Origin of the sequence: Halomonas sp. DP5N14-9 (assembly GCF_019802175.1) — a bacterium.
GTDB classification, from domain to species: domain Bacteria; phylum Pseudomonadota; class Gammaproteobacteria; order Pseudomonadales; family Halomonadaceae; genus Halomonas; species Halomonas litopenaei.
Window position 1 is genome coordinate 1 of record NZ_JAHVHR010000018.1, and the last position, 18,766, is coordinate 18,766.

Below are 18,766 nucleotides of genomic sequence, written 5' to 3' on the forward strand. Positions count from 1 at the left end.
CTCACCGCATCCGCCTTGAATTCATCGGAATACCGACGTCGAGTCTTCTTGGTCATGAACACCTCCATTGCCTCCATTATGAGGCTTATCGGGGTGTCCGCTCCAATTGGACCACTTCAATCCGTCTCTGCTTGCAACATCTGAACCGTCGGCTGCGGCTTCTTGCGGGCCTGTGCCAAATCATAGTTTGTCTGCATGGCGAGCCAGGCGTAAGCGGTGCTGACACCTGCGGTTTCCAGGCGCAACGCGAGCTCAGGACTGATTGCCGATCTTCCATTCAAGACCCGTGACAAGGCGACGCGTGACATCCCTAGTCGCTCGGCCGTTTCCTTTACCGATAGGCCAAGCTCCTCGATGACATCCTCGCGCAACAGCTCTCCGGGATGCGGAGGTTCATTCATCATGTTCTTGACTCCTTATCTTGAAGAAACTGAAGACTTGGCGTTCCCCAAGCGGGGAAGTATCCGAGACGTCGATAGTCACGGGCGCTTTTCGGACAGCGCCTAGTGGTAATCGAGATAATTGACCAACTCCACATTTGCGTCCGCGAAGCGAAACGTCACGCGCCAGTTACCGTTGACACGGATAGACCAGCAGCCTTTAAGCGCCCCCTTGAGCTGATGCAACTTGAATGAGGGCAGGTTGAGATCCTCCGGCCGACAGGCGACATCGAGCAGCGCCAGGATGCGTCGAAGCTTGGACGCGTGGGTGGCCTGGATGCCTCGGGTGGTGCCGGTTCGATAGAATGCCTCAAGTCCCTTGTGCTGAAAGCTGATGATCATCAGGTAACCGTAGCGCGACACGTTACAGGATACAACGATAAGTGACTGGCCAGTGCCACTGTTTCAAAGCCAACGTCAGTCTCCCTATGTATCCTGTACACACAAGAGCCCCGGCCATGGCCGGGGCTCTTGTGCTTTACGCCGTGTGTTGCGTGGAGTGCTGCGCGCTTGGTCACTGCAGTTCCGGAGGATCTCCCGGCAGGCTCCAGGTGTAGATCAGGTCCACCGCCTGGGCGGCGCCGGAGACGGCTTCCAGGTAGAGGCTCCTCCATAGCTGGTAGGTCAGGGTCAGCTCGGCGATGGGCGAGAAGATGCCGACGCCGTAGCCCACCTCCAGACGGTCGGTGAGACGGCCGCTGACCACCACCTGACTGCTCTCGCCACTGCCGGAGGTATCCAGTGACAGGTCCTGGATGCCGAAGGCCTCACCCATGGCGCCTACCGCCCCCCCGGTCTTGCCCAGGGTCAGGCCGATCAGCGCCGAGGTCAGGGCGCCGCTGGAGTCGCCGCTGTCATCCGGCGCCCGGCCGCGCAGCACGTAGGACAGCGCCCGAGACTCGTCCATCGACGGCTCGGAGAAGATCTCCAGATCGGGCTGGCTGGCGGTACCGGTGACCTTGAGACCGGCGATCACGCCGTCTTCGGTGCTGGCCGGGTTACGGATGGCTTCGAAGTCCAGCGTCGGCAGACTCGGCGGGCCGGCGAAGATCAGCTTGCCCTGGCGAATCTGCAGATCCTGGCCGTAGGCGCGGAAGCGGCCATCGACCAGGCTGACGTCGCCGAACAACTGCAGTGGCCCGTTGTTCTGGCGCACCTCCAGATCCCCTTCCAGCTCGGTCTGCAGACCGTAGGCGCTCAGGCGCATGTCGGGTCCCAGCAGCAGCCGTACGCGGATGTCGATGGCCATGCCCGCCTCGGCCATGGCCTCGGCGGTGGATTCTCCTACCGGGTCTTCCTGGGCACGCCGTTCGGCCTCCTTGGCCTCCTCGTCCATCTCGCGGGTGATGATGATCTCGTCACCGCTCGGGGTGACCGCGGACGCCGGAACGTCACCGACCTTGAGCCTGGCCCAGGGGATCCGCACCTCGCCACGTACCCGCAGTCGCGAGGGGTTGGCGGTGATGGTCAGGTCCGGGGCCAGCTTCAGCTTGCCGAAGGCCGGCATGGCGGCGAGCAGTGGATCCTGCACCGCGGACAGCGCCATGTTGGCCTCCCAGCTACCGTCAGGCCAGGCGGCGTCACCGGTGATATTCAGGCGCCCTTCCTCGGCGTCCACATGGCCGGAAATCCGCGCGCTGTCGCCGGACAGCGCGATATCCAGCCGTCCGTCGGTGACCGCCAGGGGGATATCACCACCGTGGACCCTGAGCCCGGTCAGACTGATGTCGCCACTGAGGTCGGGTGCCTCGCGGCTGCCGGCGATACGGATGGTGCCGCCAAGACTGCCCTCGAGCTCATCGAGGCCGGCCGCCAATGGCTGATACGGTGCCAGGCGCACGTCGGTAATGGTCAGGGTTCCGTCCAGGCCACCGCGTCCCATGGGATCGTCGATGGCCAGGGCCAGGTCGATATCGCCGCTCTGGGCCAGTGACAGCGCCAGGTCCATGTCGATGCGGGCCTCGCTGGCGTCTGCACTGAGCGACATGCTGGTGGCAGGCACCGACCAAGGCTGGCCATAGGCGTCCTCGCCGGTCACGCTGACCTCGCTGTCGACCTGGACGTCGGCCTGCCAGCGACTGCCGCCGGCCGACCAGCCAGCGACGACACGAGCGCCGGTGTCGCCGTCGATGGCCCAGCCCTGAGGCAAGGCCTCGTTGACCAGGTCCATGGGCAGCTCATTGATCTCGAGGGTCAGCGAGCCGGCGTCCGCCGAGGCGCTCAGCGGCTCACTGATGCACACGGCGCCACCCTGGCGACGTGCCAGGCAGAAGGGCTCGGCCTGTACCGACCCCGCGGCCAGGTCGGCCTCGAAGCTCAGCGGATCATCGAGGGCGATATCGCCCTGGGGCAGCGTGACCTCCAGCGGCGACAAAGTGCCCTGATAGCGGTCGCGGGCCTCGTTCATGGCCCCGTCAAGGGCCAGCACCAGACGGTTGAGTGGCCCGTCTTCGCTGCCCTCCACGGTGAGCTCCAGGCGGTGATCCGACAGCCGCCCATCGAGATCCAGGGCGATATCGGAGAATCGCTGACCACCCGCTTCGACCTGTCTTGCCTCAAGACCGATATCGAGCTCGGGGTCGTCGATACCGGCCACACGACCGGACAGCGACAGTTCGCCGACACGATTTTCCTCAAACGCCACCCCGCTGCCATTCAAGGCAAGGTCAAGCTGAGGCGCCTGGAGGCTGCCGCTGGCGGTGATGTCACCGGATAGCTGGCCGGCAAGCCCCGGATACAGGCTCGCCATGTCCGGCAGTGATATCTCGGCGTCGACGTCGAGGTTGGACTCGCTGACCTGGCCGACGGCCTGGATGCGATTGTCGCCCTGGCGGAAATCGAGGCTGTCGATGTCCCACTGCATATTGCTGTTGCCGGCGAGCTGGGCCTCCAGCGACAGCGGTCGGCCATCGAGGGTACCCTCGATATCCAGTGCCGGCACCTCCACCCGCCAACCCTCATCGGTCTGGGTGAACGCCACCTGCAGGGTGCCGTCGATATCCCCCGCGAGCCCTTCGACGAAGGGTTCCGGATTAAGGCCCGTGAGGGTCGCTGCCGCCTCCACCGAGACGCCGTCAGACCAGTCGACACGTCCCTCGGAGCTGAGAGCGCCGGCGCCCTCCGGTGCGACCTCAAGCGGCGCCCAGGCAAACTGTGAAAGATCCCCCTGGCCCTGAAGGGCCAGGGTGGTTGGCGGTACATCCGGTCCCTCGGCGGCCATGGCCAGTTGCAGCGTATAGCCGGTCAGGGAACCCTCGATGGCGAGATCCAGATCGCGGGCGATCCACGGCTCCACCTCGGCCGTGGCAGCGGTGGCATTGCCAGCTTCAGCATTGTCTGGTGCGCTTGTCTCGGCATCGCTCACCTCGCCAGTCTCTTCGATGCCTTCAGGCAGGGGGCTGTCCATGCCAGGCAGCGGCCATTGCAGTCTGGGGCTCTGGAAGGTGGCGCTGAAGGGCAACGTGGGGTCGAGGGCGTCGAGTCGGGCGACCAGGTGGGTGTCCACCGGGCCCGAGGTCTTCAGGTCGATTTCCAGGTCGGCCAGACTGCCGGCTGCACTCAGCTCGACCCGCTCGCCGGACAGCGCCGGGAAGATTTCCGGCAGGTACAGATCGGCGGCAAAATTGAGCTCCAGCGGGTAGTCGCCGCTCAACGTGGCGCGGGCCTGGAGCTCGGCGTCGGCATCGGCGGAGGCCACCGCCAGGGGCTCGATGGTAACGGTCTGACCGCGGGCATCGAGACTCAGGTCCAGACGCTCGACGTGGTAGTCGAAGGCACCGTCGACGGTGGTGTCCTCGACCACCAGTTCGGGTACTTCAATGGCCAGTGGCAAGGTGACCTCGGGCAGCACCAGACGCTCACGCTCATCCAGCGGGATGTCATCGGCCTTGGCTGCGGCCCCTTCCATCTCGGCGGCGGCCTCGCTCGGCAACGGCGAGCGCACCGCGATGGCGGCGTCGATGGCCTCGGCGCTGACGATGGGCCCTTCGTGTTCGGCGTCGCTCAGGGCCAGCATGGCGCCGGGCGTCAACGGCAGGGTCAGATGAAGACCCGCCAGGCGCGTAGGTCGAACGCTAAGGGTATCGCCCTCGGCCACCGCCGCGGTGGTGAAGCTGTCCCAGGCCAGTCGAGTGCCGTCGGCTAGTTGCACGGCGACGTCCTCGACCGCCAGTTCACGGATCTCGACGGGAAACGGCAGCGCCAGGGGCCCCGGCTCGGCGCTGGTCGGCTCGGGTTCTACGGGAGGCTCCTCCGCGGCTTCGCTCTCGCCCAGGCGGACGTCGGTACCCGACACCCTCAGGTAATCAAGACACAGCCGGCCATCAAGAACGCAGTCCTCTGCCCAGGACAGCGACAACGCGTCCACCGACAGCCGCAGGCTGCCCATCTCCATGCGAAAGCCATCCAGCGCAAAGGTGTCGAGCAGCGCGCCTTCGACCGCCTCGTACTCGAGAAAGCCCATGCGCTGGCCCTGATCCAGCGCCATTCGGGTGCCCCAGGGACTCAGCACCAGGCCGCCAATCAGCAGCACCAGGCCAACCAGGGTCAACGGCAGCCAGATCAGCAGACGTGTCAGGGCCCACAGGGCGCGTCCTTTTCTCATTGAAGCCTCGTGTCAGGGGCCAGCGGCATCGGGTTCAAAACTCGGGCCCGATGGCGAAGTGCAGCCGGAAATTGTCGTCTTCGTCATCGAAGGGATGGGCGACATCGAAGCGGATCGGGCCGACCGGAGATATCCAGCGCACGCCCAGACCCGCGCCCTTGTTCAGGTCGCCAGGCCACCACTCGGAGAAGGCGTCACCGACATCGAAGAAGGCCGCGCCCCACCATTTGCCGGTGATCCGGCGCTGGGCCTCGACGCTGGCGGTAAACTCGTGCTGACCGCCTTCCAGGTCGCCGTTCTCGTCTTCCGGCGACAGCGACTCGTAGCTGTAGCCACGCACGCTGGAGTCACCACCGGTAAAGAAGCGAAGCGAAGGGGGAATCTTCTCGAAATCGTCGGTATTGATCGCGCCGACACCCAGTCGGCCGATAAAGCGGTTGTCGTCACCCAACTTGCGAATCCAGGCGGTATCGCCGGTCATGCGGAAGAACTCGGCGTCAGAGCCCCAGGCGTCGCTGGAGTACTGCAGTTCGAGATTCTGGCGATCGCCCCAGGTAGGAAACTGAGGGTTGCGCGTACGGGTACGCGACCAGCTTACCCCGGGATAAAGCAGCAGCACCTGATCGGACTGCTCCCCCTGGGTAAAGTCCTCGTAGGTGGCGCGTAGATAGATCGTCTGCTCCCAGTCATTCTCGAACACCCAGTGCCGACCAAAATCGACGGTACTCTCGAAGCTTTCGGTGTCCTCGATGTCCTGCTGGCGCAGCCCGTACTGCAATCGGTAGCTATCGTTGAGCGGATCCTCCAGCGGGATCTTGTAGGTGCCGCTGAACTGCTGATCCGGTGCCGACAGGTATAGCTGATTGGTCCAGCTATGGCCGTAGCGGTTGACCCAGGGCTGCTCCCAGGAGAACTGCAGGCGCGGCCCCACATCGGTGGCGAAGCCGATACCCGCCTCGAACTGGTGACGATCCGCCGGCGTCACGCTGACGTCGATCGGCATGGTCGGGAATTCCGGCGGATACAGTCCAAGTGCCACCGCCAGAGCGTCGCGGCTGATCCGCGGCCCCTGGTACGGCGTCGGGATCTCCGCGACGTCCACCGAGTACCACCAATTGTCGTTCTCGGGCAGCGCCAGGGAGCCCTTCTGGCGTTCCAGGCGGGGGCGTACCGTCAGCGAGCCGAACCATTCGGTCTCGCTCAACTGGTTGTTGAGTTCGGCGACGTCGCTTGCCAGGTAAGGATCGCCGTAGTCGAAGGGCACCAGATTGCGCAGGCGTTCCTCGACGATGTGATGGCCCTTGAAATTGACCCTGCCGAAGCGATAGCGCGGCCCGCTGTCCATGCCCAGGTACAGCCGGGCGCTGTTGGCCCAGGGGCGAATTTCCATGCGCTCATCGGTGAACTGCCAATCGAAGTAGCCTCGCTCCACGGTCAGGCCCTGCAGCCTGCCCTTTAGACTCTCGTAGGGGGCGTGTTCGAGGATGTCACCTTCCTCTTGCGGATAGGCGTCGATCGCCAACTGAAAGGGGGCGTCATCCCGGGCGTCGCCCTCCAGGGTGAAGTCGATCACTTCCAGCTTGACCGGCTCCCCCTTGTCGATGGTGAGGAAGACCTCCTGGGGCTCGTCATCGCGGTCGAAACGCATCTCGATCTGCGGTTCATAGTAGCCGTAGACCCGCATCGCCTCCTGGGTCAGTCGAACCACCTCGTTGCGCAGCCGCTCCACACGATACTGGCTGCCGTCGAGCCCCTGCAGGTAGACCTCGACATTGTTGGCCATATCCCCTTCGATACCGACGATCTCGGCATCCATGCCCAGGACCGGCACCGACACCGAGACCAGGCAAAGGGCTGCCCCTGATCGACGGACGAACGGACCCAGACCCGAACGAGCGGGAACGCGATTTTCCATAATAGACTGGCTTTCCTGACGTGGGTGCTGGATCAACGCAGCGCCTCCAGTTGGGCGCTGAACGCGAGCTGGGACTGACGCAGTTCGCGAAGATCGGCGCCAAGCGACTGGGCGCTGTTATCCAGCGCATCCAGGCGCTGCTCGAGCCTGGCTTCCATTGCGCGACGTTCCTCCGCACCATCTTGGCGCGATTGGCGCAGGCCTTCAACGTCCTCGTCCAGGGAGGCAAGCCGCTGCTCCAGGGTGTCGAACCGCGGCAACAGCTGCCCCAGCCGGGTATCCAGGCGCGTTACCACCTCATCGACCCTGGTGGTCAGCGACCCCAACCGGCCGGCAAAGGACTCGCGGGCATCATCGAAGCGGTCCATGCGAGCCTCCAGGGCGCCTCGGGCATTGTCGCCGGCTCGTTCAACGGCACCCAGCGATGTGCGTGTCGCCGCCAGCGTATCGGCGATGGAGGCGATACGCTCTTCGACGTCCTGCAGAGTGTCGGCGTTGTTGCTGTGTTGGTCCAGCGTTGTCTGTGCCTGTTCGGAAACAGTGTTTCTTATATCCTCGGCGGTCGACTCGAGTCGCTGGGCCAGGGCATCGTCCCGCTGTTCGAGTTCGGCCACTCGACGCTGGATGTCCGCCACCAGGTCCCCTTCTCCCTGCTCGGCATCGAACCGCGCATGAATGTTGGACAACTCCCCCCTCAAGCGGGTCAGCTCACCCTCGAGCCGCTGACGTTCCTGCCAGGCCAGCCAGCCAGCGGCCCCCACTGCACAGATAATCAACAGCACCAGTAGCCATAACGGCCAAAGTCTAGGCGCCGGGGGCCGGCGATAGCGAGCGGCGGATACACTCTCTCCTGGATCGGGTACGATAGCGCCCGGACGGCCGTCTTCCGGTGGATGCCCCATGAAACTCTCCTTGCGGTTCAGCGTGTGGCACTGTGGCACCGGATGGCATCGCTGGCTCAGGGCCGATCACGTGCCACGGGCCTTGGCGGCCAAAGTTGGCTGATAGTGTAAGGTTTTTTACCATATTTACACACGGCAGACGGATAACGCGTTAGCGCTATCCCTATCAACGCCTTGCTGTGGGGCACCTGCCATACCTCGCTTCACCATGACGTTCACGACCCCGGAGTCCCCATGATCCTTGAATTGCCCGCGCTGCCCTTCGATAGCCACCAACTGGAACCCTACCTCTCGAAGGCCTGGGTCGAGGATCGCTACCAGGGGGACCATCAACGTCATCTGACAGCGCTCAATCATTGGGCGAGCGGGTCAGGCACGGCTACGAGGTCCCTCGAGGACGTAATGTCAAAGGCCCATGGTGAGGTGCTCGAACACGCTGTCGAAGCCTGGAACCTTACCCTGTTCTGGCACTGCCTGTTACCGCGCCCGACAGCACCGGAGGGTCGACTGAACGAGGAACTGACACAGACGTTCGGTTCCTTTACAGGATTGAGAGAGGCGATGCACGGGCGGGTCGAGGACGAACTGGAGCAAGGGAGCCGGCAGCCAGGCTGGCTGTGGCTGCTGCACTCCAACCGTGGCATGAGCCTGACGATCAGTGCGCGTGGCCAGCGGCTTGATGCCGCATCGGGCAGGCCGCTGCTGGTCATGGATCTTGGCTGTGGAAAATCTCCGGTGGAGCAACTCTGGCCGCTGATTCACTGGGACTTTGTCGCCCAGAATCTCGGCGACTGTCATTGACCGATGACACCTCGAGCAGCTCAGTTCGGGCCAGGCCTGGTCTGGCCAAGACAGAACAAGACGCCAAAGCAAAGAGCGCAGTAAATACTGCGCTCTTTACGGGACAGACCCGGTGCCGGGCCGATGGTTCGGCTGTCAGGCCCTGATCGATATATCAGGTTAACGGATCGGCGCGTCGGCCGATGCCGCGATAGTGAAAGCCCTGGGCGGCGACGTACTGGGGGTCATAGATATTGCGACCATCGAGGATCAGGGCGCCCTCCAGCTGTCGTTTCAGCGCCATCCAGTCAGGATTCCAGTAGGCCTTCCACTCGGTGACCAGCATCAGCGCATCGGCGCCACGGCAGGCGTCGAGTGGGTCGTCCTGATGCAGGCTCAACAGCGGGTGGTCACCGACCACCGCACGTACGGCAGGGAGCGCAGCGGGGTCATGCAATCTGACGTGCACACCCTGGGCCCACAGGGCGCGCAGCAGGGTCAGCACGGGCGCATGATCGATGCGTGCGGTGCCGGGCTTGAAGGCAGCCCCCCAGATGGCCACGGTACGGCCTTCCAGACGCCCCTGATAGTGAGCCCACAGCTTGCGGAACAGCGTCTCCTTCTTGTGCTCGTTGATCTCGAGCACCTGGTCGAGCAACTCGGAGTGGCGGCCGCTGGCCGACTGGACATCCACCAGGCCCACCAGATCCCGGCTGAAATTGGGGCCACCGAAGCCACAACCGGGGTACAGGTATTCATAGCCGATGCGCTGATCTGCCCCCATGCCCTGACGCACGTACTCCACGTCCACGCCCAGGGTGTCGGCTAGCCCGGCCATCTCGTTCATGTAGCTGATACGGGTCGCCAGCATGCCATTGATGGCCAGCTTGGTCAGCTCCGCGGCGCGTCGAGGCATCCGCTTGAACACCTCGTGACGCCGATTGAAGGCACGCATCAATTCTCGCACCTGGCGCTCGGCGTGGTCATCGTCGCAGCCCAGCAGCCAGCTGCGGGCGCGGGTAAAGGTTTCCCAGGCGCGCCCTTCCTCGAGGGTGTCAGGCAGCGCCACCGAGGTCACGTTCTGGCCCTCGAGCACAGACTCGAGCCGCTCGGTGTCCCCTACCGGAAAGGTCGCGTTGTTGACGATGATGGCACCGTCGGCAAGACGCGAGGCGTTTTCTGCCACCAGACGGCTGGCATCGTCGCGCTGGGTCGGTGACAAGGCCAGCCACAGCACGTCGATATCCGGGCCGTCGACCTCGCTGTTCCGCTCCAGGGTCAGGTGCCCGGCCTCCATGGCCTCCGTCAGGCGTTGCAGTACCGAAGGCTCACGGATCAGCCAGTCACTATCCTTGAGCTCGATCCAGCGGCGATCCAGCGGTTGCCAGCAGACATCATGTCCAACCCAGGAGAGCGCGGCGGCAGCGGTGGCTGCCGAAAGCTCACTTCCATGTATCACGACCTTCATGGCTTCAGTCCTCGGCAGCGTAGCGTTTCAGCAGCTCGGTGAAGCCCTTGCCATAGCGGGAGTGGCGCCGACCATAGGCCAGGATCGCCTCCAGGTAGCCGAGCTGGTGGCCGCAGTCGTAGGTGGTGCCCTGCATGCGGTAGGCGTCCACGCCTTCGGCGACGCGCAGCTCCTCGATGGCATCGGTAAGCTGGATCTCGTTGCCGGCGCCGGGCGGGGTCTTGGCCAGCAGCGGGAAGATACGACCCGGCAACATGTAGCGTCCGATCACCGACAGGTTGGAGGGCGCTTCCTCGACCTTGGGTTTCTCGACCAGGCCGGACAGCTCACAGGACTCACCGGGCTCGGGGGACTCGCCCTTGGGCGCAACGATGCCGTACTTGTAGACCAGCTCGCGTGGAACCTCTTCCACCATCAGCTGGGAGCGTCCGGTGCGCTCGAAGGCGTCGATCATGCCGGCAAGGTCATTGCGCTCAAGGCCATCATCATCGACCAGTACGTCGGGCAACAGCACGGCAAAGGGCTCGTCGTCACCGATCACTGGACGGGCGCACAGCACCGCGTGGCCGAGGCCCAGAGGTTCAGGCTGACGCACGCTGATGATGTTGACGTCGGCAGGAACGATGGCACGCAGCTCCTCGAGCAGCTCGGTCTTGCCCTTGGCCTCGAGCCCGGCCTCCAGTTCAAAATGCTTGTCGAAGTGGTTCTCGATGGCGCTCTTGGTGCCGTGGGTCACCAGCACGATGTCACGAATGCCCGCCGCAACGGCCTCCTGTACCACGTACTGGATCACCGGGCGATCGACGATGGTGATCATTTCCTTGGGGATGGCCTTGGACGCCGGCAGACACCGTGTGCCAAAACCTGCGACGGGGAGAACGGCCTTGCGGATCATGAGACTTCCTTCTTCTCGAAATTGGGTTCGGCTGTCGTCCATGGCGATCTGGGCCATGGGACTCGGAACAGGGAATGCGTAGAATAGCGTACCAGACGAACTCGGTCCGCTGGCATCGGCGGCATGGAACGCCCTGGAGATACAGATGAGCATATCCGATACCCCTTCCGCCAACGTGGACCACAACGAGATCGACAAGTTCTCCGCGCTGGCCGAACGCTGGTGGGATCCCGAAGGCGAATTTAAACCGCTGCATGCCATCAACCCGCTGAGGCTCGATTTCATCGACGCCAGAGTAGGACTGGCCGGACGCGAAGTGCTGGACGTCGGTTGCGGCGGAGGCATCCTCTCCGAGGCCATGGCACGCCGCGGCGCTCGGGTGACCGGTATCGATCTGGCCGAGGCGTCGCTCGCGGTTGCGCGTCAACACGCCGATGAGCAGGGGGTCGCTCTCGAATACCGCTACATCAGCGTCGAAGACATGGCCGAGGAAGCGCCGGAGCGCTTCGAAGTGGTGACCTGCCTGGAAATGCTCGAGCACGTGCCCGATCCCGAAGCCATCGTGCGTGCCTGCGCTCGCCTGCTCAAGCCCGGCGGACAGCTCGCGCTGTCGACCATCAATCGAAATCCCAAGTCCTACGCCCTGGCTATTCTCGGCGCGGAATACGTGCTCGGCATGGTACCTCGTGGTACCCATGACTACGCCCGTTTCATCCGCCCAGCCGAACTGGCCCGCTGGTGTCGCGATGCAGGACTCGAGATCGAGGAGCAAAGCGGTCTGGTCTACCACCCGATCACTCGTCGCTTCTCGCTGTCTGCCAACGACGTCTCGGTCAACTACCTGATGATCTGTCGCAAGGAGACCGCGTGAACGATTCGCTACCTCACGCCCTGCTGTTCGACCTTGATGGCACCCTGGTGGATACCGCCCCTGACCTGGCCCAGGCCACCAATCGATTGCGCCGGCTGCATGGTCTGGACGAGCTGCCCTACCCTGCCATTCGCGCCCAGGTGTCCAATGGTGGCAGCGCCCTGGTCACCCTCGCGCTGGGGCTCGAAAACGAGCATCCCGACCACGCGGCAGCACGTCAGCAGCTGCTCGATCTCTACGCCGAAGCGGTGGCCGAACACAGCCAGGTGTTCCCGCCGCTCGATCGTCTGCTGCTCCACTGGGATGGCCTCGACCGGCCCTGGGGGATCGTCACCAACAAGCCACGTCTGTATGCCGAGCCCCTGGTCGAGGCGCTGGGACTCGCGCCAGGCGTCATGCTCTGCGCGGATGACCTGCCGGTGAAGAAGCCACATCCAGAGCCACTGCTGGAGGCGGCCAGGCGCCTCGACGTCGCGCCCGAGGCGTGCTGGTATCTAGGCGACCACGTGCGCGACATGCAGGCGGCAAAAGCCGCGGGCATGCCGGCTATCGCCGTGGGCTATGGTTACATTGCCGAGGAAGAAGATTACCGGGACTGGCCGGCCGACCGCTGGTTCGATACCGCGGAGGCGGTTCTCGAGGCGCTGAGAGGCCACTGAGACGTTACTGAAAGCCAGAGGTCGACGAGGCCAGGGCGGCGGCCGAAGCCCTGCACGACGACTCAAGGCGCGAGCTGAGCGACCTGAGCGTCGGTTCGCTGGCGCTGGGGTCGGGATCGGCAGTTTCGGCGGTGAGACGCAAGGAACGGCGGGCCGATCGGCTCGCCGTTCCTTTTGCAACGCTCGTTGCTCGCTTCGCTCGCCTGTGACGTCAGCTTCTCGGCGGCTGGGCGTCGAAGGCTTCCCCGTTGCGGCCCTTGCTGTCAGGGCCCATCAGCCACAGATAGGTCGGCATGATGTCCTCTGCGGTCCGCAGGCTCATGGGGTCCTCGCCCGGGTAGGCGCTCTTGCGCATGGCGGTGCGGGTCGCCCCGGGGTTGAGGGTGTTGATCCTCAGGGTCCCCAGATGTTCGATCTCCTCGGCCAGTACCTGGGTAAACCCTTCGGTGGCGAACTTGGAGACCGAATAGGCGCCCCAGTAGGCCCGCCCCTTGCGGCCAACGCTCGACGAGGTAAAGATCACCGAGGCGTCGGCAGACTTGGTCAGCAGTGGCAACAGCGCCTGGGTCATCCAGATGGGCCCGTTGATGTTGACCTGCATGACCTGATCCCACAGTTCCGGATTGTACTGCTCGAACGGCGTGATCCGGCCTAGCTGCCCGGCGTTGTGCAGGATACCGTCGAGCCGGCCGAACTCCTTGTCCAGCGCCTCGGCCATATCGTGGTAATCCTTGAGCGTCGCCCCTTCGAAGTTCAACGGGAAGATCGCCGGTTGCGGACCTCCGGCGGCCTCGATCTCGTCATACACCTTCTCGAGCTTGGCGGTAGTACGGCCCAGCAGAATCACGGTGGCCCCGCGACGTGCGTATTCGATCGCCGCGGTGCGCCCGATGCCGTCTCCGGCACCGGTCACCAGCAGAATGCGATCCTTTAGCAGGTCTTGAGGTGCCTGGTAATCAATCTTGCACTCGGTCATGGCGCTTCCTTGATCAGGCCCCGGCCTGACGCAAATAGTCATCGGCAAGAGACGCCGCATTGCTGTCAGGATAGTCCTGCTGGACGGATTCCAGAAGTGCGTGGCCGCCTTCGGTATCTCCCTGCCGCGCTTTCAGCAGGCCCAGCTTGTACATGGCGTCGGGAACCTTGCTGCTGTCGGGAAAACGGTCCAGTACGGTCTCGAAGGCAACGGCTGCATCGCCAAAGGACGACTGTGCCGAATGCAATTCACCGAGCCAGTAGTAGGCGTTGGCGGTCAGGCTGGAGTCGGGATAACGATCGACGAAGGTATCGAAGTCGCTGATCGCCTGATCGAAGTCTCGCGACTGCACCTTGGAGAACGCCGACTGATAGGCCTCCCTGGCATCATCGCTGGCCTGGCCAGAGGACGATGATGATCCTCCACTGTCGCTGCCGCTGCTGTCTGCAGATTCGCTCGGCGGCGCCGAGGGCTCACTCGGGGCGCTTGACGGCGCTGCCTGAGCAGGCAACTCGGACATGCGCTGATCGAGGTCCATGTACTGCTGGCGACTCTGCTGCTTGAGCTGATCAAGCTGGTAGCGCAGTTCTTCGATCTGTCCGCGCAATTCTCGCAGCTCGCGCTGGTGCTGCTCGACCTGGTTGAACAGTGCGAGATTGCCGCTGGCCTGGGCCTGGGTGGCCGTCTGATCGTAAAAGCTGTTGCCACCGCTGAGGTCTCTGACGACCGGCTGCTGAGCCAGTGCAGGTGACAGGATGGCGGGTACCATGACGGACAACGGGAGCACCAGGGCTCCCGCGCCGCACAGTCCCTTAAGACTGTGTCTCATTGACTTCTCCCACGTCCGACGTCAGTGGCTTTCAGTAAGCAAAGACCACACGGCGGTTCTGTGCAAAGGCATCCTCGTTGCTGCCGCGAGCTGCGGGGCGCTCTTCGCCGTAGCTCACCACTTCCATCTGCGAGGGATTGACGCCCTGCAGGCGCAGGTAGCGCTCGACGGACCCGGCACGACGCTCGCCAAGCGCGAGGTTGTACTCGCGGGTACCGCGCTCATCGGTGTGGCCCTGCAGCACGACGGAGGCGTTGGGGTTGCTGCTCAGGTACTGGGCGTGGGCGTTGACCACCGATTCGAACTCGGGACGGATGGCGTCGCTGTCGTAGTTGAAGTAGATGGTGCGCACTTCCGGGATACGGCCGTCGGCCATCTGGCCGGCACCGTCGGTGCCATAGCCGGAGCCGCTGACCTGGCCGCTGCCGGCGGTGCCGGTACCGACGCCGGTGCCACCCATGGTACCGCCGGTACCGGTGCCTGCGGCGCTGCCGTCCTGGGTGCCGCCGGTGCTGGAACAGCCAGCCAGAACGGCCAGGGAAGCGGCGATGGCCAGCGAACGGGCGTAGGGCTTGAGAAACATCGTGTCACTCTCCTTGCGTGATGCATCAAAGTCGATTCATCGGCGTGTGGCCGTCGAATCAGTTCAGAAACGGGGACCAGGCCGGCTCGCGGACGTCGCCCTGGGCGGCGGGCAGACGGAACTGCGCGCGTCCATCGGCGGTGACCGCTCCCAGCACCCCGGTGCTACCCTGCTGGGTGGCGAAGATTACCATGGTGCCATTGGGCGCGATACTGGGAGATTCGGCCTGCTGAGCGTCACTGATTTCCACCAGACGACCGCTCTCGAGGTCCTGCTTGGCCACCTGATAGCCATTGTTGCCGCGGTGGATCAAGAACAGCGTTTCGCCATCCGGTGACAGGCGGCCACGCGCATTGTAGTTGCCGGTGTAGGTCAGGCGCTCGGCCTCACCGCCGGACACGCTCTGGCGATAGATCTGGGGTCCGCCCGAGCGGTCCGACGTGAAGATCAGGGAGCGGCCGTCAGGCGTCCAGGCCGGCTCGGTTTCGATGCTCGAGGAGTTGGTGACACGCTGAACGTTGCGCGAGCCGATATCCATCACGTAGATCTCGGGCTGGCCATCCCGGGACAGCGCCATCGCCAGGCGACGGCCATCCGGCGACCAGCTCGGTGCGCTGTTGAGCCCCTCGAAGTCGGTCAGCTTGACGCGCTGACCGGTGGCCAGATTCTGCACGTAGATGGCCGGCCGTTCGGTCTCGAAGGACACATAGGCCAGCTTGCCGCCATCCGGCGACCAGGCCGGTGACATGATCGGTTCATCGGACGTCAGGACCTGCTGGCTGTTGCGCCCATCGGCGTCGGCCACATAGAGCCCGTACTGGGTGTTGTCGCCCACCCCCTGCGAGGTGACATAGGCGATGCGGGTCGAGAAGGCGCCGCGAATGCCGGTGATCTCCTCGAAGATCTGGTCACTGATATAGTGCGCCGCGCCGCGCAGATCGGAACTCGATGCCGTGACCGTCTCGCCCAGCAGCCGGGTCTCGCCACTGACGTCGAGAAGCTCGAAGCGCACCTTGACCTGGCCACCCTCCTGACTGGTGCTGCCGACCACCAGGTAGCGCGAGTCGAGACTGCGCCAGTCACCGTAGGTGACCTCTTCGCTGCTCGAGGGTTGGTTGAACATCTCTGAGCGCGGCAACGGTTCGAAGTAGCCGCTGCGCTCCAGGTCATCGGAGACGACCTGGGCGATATCCTCGGGTAGCCCACCCGCCCGGTCGGCGAAGGGCACCACCGCGATCGGTGTGGCCCTTTCGTTGCCACGGGTGATATCGATGGTCAGATCGGCCTGGGCCGCTGGCCCCGCCAGCCATACCAGCATGCCTGCCACGACAGCAAGCAGGCGCTTGGCAAGGCTCGTTTGAGCGACGGTCATGCTGACCCTCCTGGTCCACCAACTCGCATTCAAGGCTCTCATCAGCGAATGTCTCCCGGTCTGAATCGCAGATTGAATTGACGATAGTCGCGTTGCACGCCGCTGGGAAGGTCCCGCAGTTCGGTGAACGGAGCTGCAGACTCCACCGCCTGGATGGCGGAGTTGTCGAAGGCGGCGTTTCCGCTCGAACGTGTGACCGTTGCAGCAAATACTTCACCCGAGGGCCCCAACCTGACCTGTACCTCGGCGGTGGTGCCGTCGCCCACATTGGGCGGGATGACCCAGGCCTGCTCCACCGCGCGTCGTACCAGCTGGATAAAGCCATTGGCAGCCTCGTTCCCCTGTTCGGCGTTGGAGACGGCACTGGAATCACCCTCGATGATCCGCTGAAGCTGCCGCTCGGCCTCTTCTCTGGCCTTCTGTTCGGCGGCCTCACGGGCCTGGCGCTCGGCTTCTTCCTGGGCCTTGCGTTCCGCTTCCTCACGGGCCTGACGTTCGGCTTCTTCTCGTGCCTTTTGCTCGGCTTCCTCGCGGGCCTGACGTTCGGCCTCTTCCTGTGCCTTGCGTTCGGCTTCCTCGCGGGCCTGACGTTCGGCCTCTTCCTGTGCCTTGCGCTCAGCTTCCTCGCGGGCCTGACGTTCGGCTTCTTCCTGTGCCTTGCGCTCAGCCTCTTCGCGAGCCTGGCGTTCGGCTTCTTCCTGTGCCTTGCGCTCAGCCTCCTCTCTTACCTGCTGCTCGGCTTCCTCGCGGGCCTGTCGTTCGGCCTCCTGCTGTCGCGCCGCCTCTTCCTGACGACGTCGCTCGGCTTCGGCCTGGCGCTCCTGCTCGGCCTGCTGGCGAGCGGCTTCACGCTCGGCTTCCTCTTCGGCCTTGCGCTGGGCGGCGGCTTCGGCCTCAGCGGCGCGGCGCTCGGCTTCCGCCTGGGCCTGTTCGGCAGCTTCTTCCCTTGCCTGCTGCTCGGCTTCCTGCTGAGCCTGTTGTTCTGCCGCCTGACGCTCGGCCTCTTCGGCGGCCTGCTGCTCTGCGGCCTCGCGGGCCTGACGTTCGGCCTCCTCCTGGGCCTGGCGCTCGGCTTCTTCCTGAGCCTGACGTTCGGCCGCGCGCGTGCGTGCCTCGGCCGCCTGCTGGGCCTGATCGGTACGTGTCTCGGTGCTGATCAGGGTAGCCTGCACGATGGCGTTGTTGGGCGCCTCGGGTTCACTGCTCGGCCACTTGATCACACTGATGACCAGAATGCCCAGGTGCAGCGCAACGGCCAGCACCGTCGGCAGACCATAGCCAACTCGCCCGGCGGAACGCTTGAGTGTCTTTCGCCGCTGTGGTTTCGCCATGAGCGCTCCTAACCGTCCTGGGGCGGGGGTTCGGAGATCAACCCGACGTTGGCGACGCCGGCCACCTGCAGCGTGCTCATCAAGGTCACCACCTGGCCGTAGGAGACATTGCGATCACCCCGCACCATGACCGGGGTACCGGGCTTGCGCTCGAGCAGAATGACCACGCGGTCACTCAATTCGTCCAGGCTGACCTGGGTCTCGTCGCCGCCGAGGCTGATGAAGTATTGCCCTTCCTTGTCCACCGAGACGATGATCGGGTCGGTGTCCTCGGTATCCTCGATCGGCTCCGAGGTCACCTGAGGCAGGTCGACATTGACCCCCTGGGTCAGCATCGGCGCGGTGATCATGAAGATCACCAGCAGCACCAGCATGACGTCGATAAAGGGGACCACATTGATTTCCCCCATGGGCTTGCTGCGCCCACGGCGATTGAAGGGTCCAAGCATGCGGCGTCTCCTCGATCAGGCGGCGCCGGCGTCGGGCCGGCCCTGCAGGTTGCGGTGCAGGATGGAGTGGAACTCCTCGGCGAAGTCTTCGTACTTGCCCAGCAGGCGCGACGATTCGGCCGACAGACGGTTGTAGAAGATCACCGCGGGGATCGCTGCGAAAAGCCCCATGGCGGTCGCCACAAGCGCTTCCGCGATCCACGGCGCCACCGTGGCAAGGGTCGCCTGCTGGGCCATCGACAGCGACTGGAAGGAGCCCATGATGCCCCAGACGGTGCCGAACAGGCCGATATAGGGGCTCGCCGAGGCCACCGTGGCGAGGAACACCAGGTGCAGGTTCAGACGCTCTTCTTCACGCGACCAGGCCACCCGCATGCTGCGTTGCACGCCGTCGAGGATCGCCTGGGGGCTACGGGTCTTCGGCATCAATCGATTGAACTCGCGAAAGCCGGCACGAAAGATGTGCTCGGCGCCCTGGGTCTCGCCCTCGGCCGGTGCGTCACGGTACAGCTCGTTGAGGTCGACGCCGGACCAGAAACGGTCCTCGAAGGCGCGATGGGCCTTGCGTGCACGGCGCATCACGAAGCTGCGCTGGAACACCACGATCCAGGAAAGCACGGAACCGATCAGCAACAGCAGCATGACAAATTGCACCACGCCGCTGGCGTTCATGATCAGATGGGGAATGGACAT

17 protein-coding genes are annotated in these 18,766 nt (G+C 64.3%); 3 read left to right on the top strand and 14 right to left on the bottom strand.

Features of this window, described 5'->3' with window-relative positions:
• Positions 1-116: 116 nt before the first annotated feature.
• The 5 genes from KUW00_RS10390 to KUW00_RS10410 form a co-directional block, all read right to left on the bottom strand.
• Positions 117-404: a HigA family addiction module antitoxin gene (locus KUW00_RS10390; RefSeq protein WP_315901124.1), complete on the bottom strand. Its 288-nt coding sequence runs from the start codon at positions 402-404 to the stop codon at positions 117-119.
• A 99-nt stretch (positions 405-503) separates the two neighbouring features.
• The gene (locus KUW00_RS10395; RefSeq protein ID WP_045992057.1) at positions 504-782 is read right to left on the bottom strand and encodes a type II toxin-antitoxin system RelE/ParE family toxin; all 279 of its coding nucleotides are present in this window, start codon (positions 780-782) and stop codon (positions 504-506) included.
• Between the two features lie 172 nt (positions 783-954).
• On the bottom strand, positions 955-5,043 hold the full coding sequence (locus KUW00_RS10400; protein ID WP_222569012.1) for a translocation/assembly module TamB domain-containing protein: 4,089 nt from the start codon (positions 5,041-5,043) through the stop codon (positions 955-957).
• A 34-nt stretch (positions 5,044-5,077) separates the two neighbouring features.
• Positions 5,078-6,859 carry an autotransporter assembly complex protein TamA gene (locus KUW00_RS10405; protein ID WP_261392100.1) on the bottom strand — a complete coding sequence of 594 codons (1,782 nt, stop codon included), beginning with the start codon at positions 6,857-6,859 and terminating at the stop codon, positions 5,078-5,080.
• A 131-nt stretch (positions 6,860-6,990) separates the two neighbouring features.
• Positions 6,991-7,860: a hypothetical protein gene (locus KUW00_RS10410; protein ID WP_222569014.1), complete on the bottom strand. Its 870-nt coding sequence runs from the start codon at positions 7,858-7,860 to the stop codon at positions 6,991-6,993.
• Positions 7,861-8,094: 234 nt separating this feature from the next.
• Here KUW00_RS10410 and KUW00_RS10415 point away from each other — a divergent pair, with 234 nt between their 5' ends.
• Positions 8,095-8,661 (top strand): Fe-Mn family superoxide dismutase, encoded by a 567-nt coding sequence (locus KUW00_RS10415; protein ID WP_222569015.1) that lies wholly within the window; start codon positions 8,095-8,097, stop codon positions 8,659-8,661.
• Positions 8,662-8,815: 154 nt separating this feature from the next.
• On the opposite strand, the gene KUW00_RS10420 is transcribed toward KUW00_RS10415, so the two are convergent.
• Together KUW00_RS10420 and galU are read right to left on the bottom strand one after the other, a co-directional pair.
• Complete coding sequence (locus KUW00_RS10420) at positions 8,816-10,108, bottom strand: nucleotide sugar dehydrogenase (RefSeq protein WP_222569016.1); 1,293 nt, start codon at positions 10,106-10,108, stop codon at positions 8,816-8,818.
• A gap of 4 nt (positions 10,109-10,112) precedes the next feature.
• On the bottom strand, positions 10,113-11,003 hold the full coding sequence (gene galU / locus KUW00_RS10425) for a UTP--glucose-1-phosphate uridylyltransferase GalU (RefSeq protein ID WP_045992053.1): 891 nt from the start codon (positions 11,001-11,003) through the stop codon (positions 10,113-10,115).
• A 145-nt stretch (positions 11,004-11,148) separates the two neighbouring features.
• Between galU and ubiG the strand changes: the two genes are divergently transcribed.
• Together ubiG and KUW00_RS10435 are read left to right on the top strand one after the other, a co-directional pair.
• Complete coding sequence (ubiG, locus tag KUW00_RS10430) at positions 11,149-11,874, top strand: bifunctional 2-polyprenyl-6-hydroxyphenol methylase/3-demethylubiquinol 3-O-methyltransferase UbiG (RefSeq protein ID WP_108133608.1); 726 nt, start codon at positions 11,149-11,151, stop codon at positions 11,872-11,874.
• Positions 11,871-12,533: an HAD family hydrolase gene (locus KUW00_RS10435; RefSeq protein ID WP_222569017.1), complete on the top strand. Its 663-nt coding sequence runs from the start codon at positions 11,871-11,873 to the stop codon at positions 12,531-12,533. Before ubiG ends, KUW00_RS10435 begins: the two co-directional genes overlap by 4 nt.
• 211 nt (positions 12,534-12,744) lie before the next feature.
• On the opposite strand, the gene KUW00_RS10440 is transcribed toward KUW00_RS10435, so the two are convergent.
• The 7 genes from KUW00_RS10440 to tolQ form a co-directional block, all read right to left on the bottom strand.
• Complete coding sequence (locus tag KUW00_RS10440; RefSeq protein WP_222569018.1) at positions 12,745-13,509, bottom strand: YciK family oxidoreductase; 765 nt, start codon at positions 13,507-13,509, stop codon at positions 12,745-12,747.
• Positions 13,510-13,522: 13 nt separating this feature from the next.
• Positions 13,523-14,338 (bottom strand): tol-pal system protein YbgF, encoded by an 816-nt coding sequence (gene ybgF, locus KUW00_RS10445; RefSeq protein WP_222569019.1) that lies wholly within the window; start codon positions 14,336-14,338, stop codon positions 13,523-13,525.
• A 31-nt stretch (positions 14,339-14,369) separates the two neighbouring features.
• Positions 14,370-14,921, bottom strand: a complete 552-nt coding sequence (pal, locus tag KUW00_RS10450; RefSeq protein WP_045992086.1) for a peptidoglycan-associated lipoprotein Pal — start codon at positions 14,919-14,921, stop codon at positions 14,370-14,372.
• Positions 14,922-14,979: 58 nt separating this feature from the next.
• Entirely contained in the window at positions 14,980-16,239 is a 1,260-nt protein-coding gene (gene tolB, locus KUW00_RS10455; RefSeq protein ID WP_222569095.1) for a Tol-Pal system beta propeller repeat protein TolB, read from the bottom strand.
• A 95-nt stretch (positions 16,240-16,334) separates the two neighbouring features.
• A complete protein-coding gene (tolA, locus tag KUW00_RS10460; RefSeq protein ID WP_222569020.1) occupies positions 16,335-17,624 on the bottom strand; it encodes a cell envelope integrity protein TolA in 1,290 nt (429 codons plus the stop codon).
• 8 nt (positions 17,625-17,632) lie between these two features.
• A complete protein-coding gene (tolR, locus tag KUW00_RS10465) occupies positions 17,633-18,073 on the bottom strand; it encodes a protein TolR (RefSeq protein ID WP_222569021.1) in 441 nt (146 codons plus the stop codon).
• Positions 18,074-18,088: 15 nt separating this feature from the next.
• Positions 18,089-18,766 carry a protein TolQ gene (gene tolQ / locus KUW00_RS10470; protein WP_222569096.1) on the bottom strand — a complete coding sequence of 226 codons (678 nt, stop codon included), beginning with the start codon at positions 18,764-18,766 and terminating at the stop codon, positions 18,089-18,091.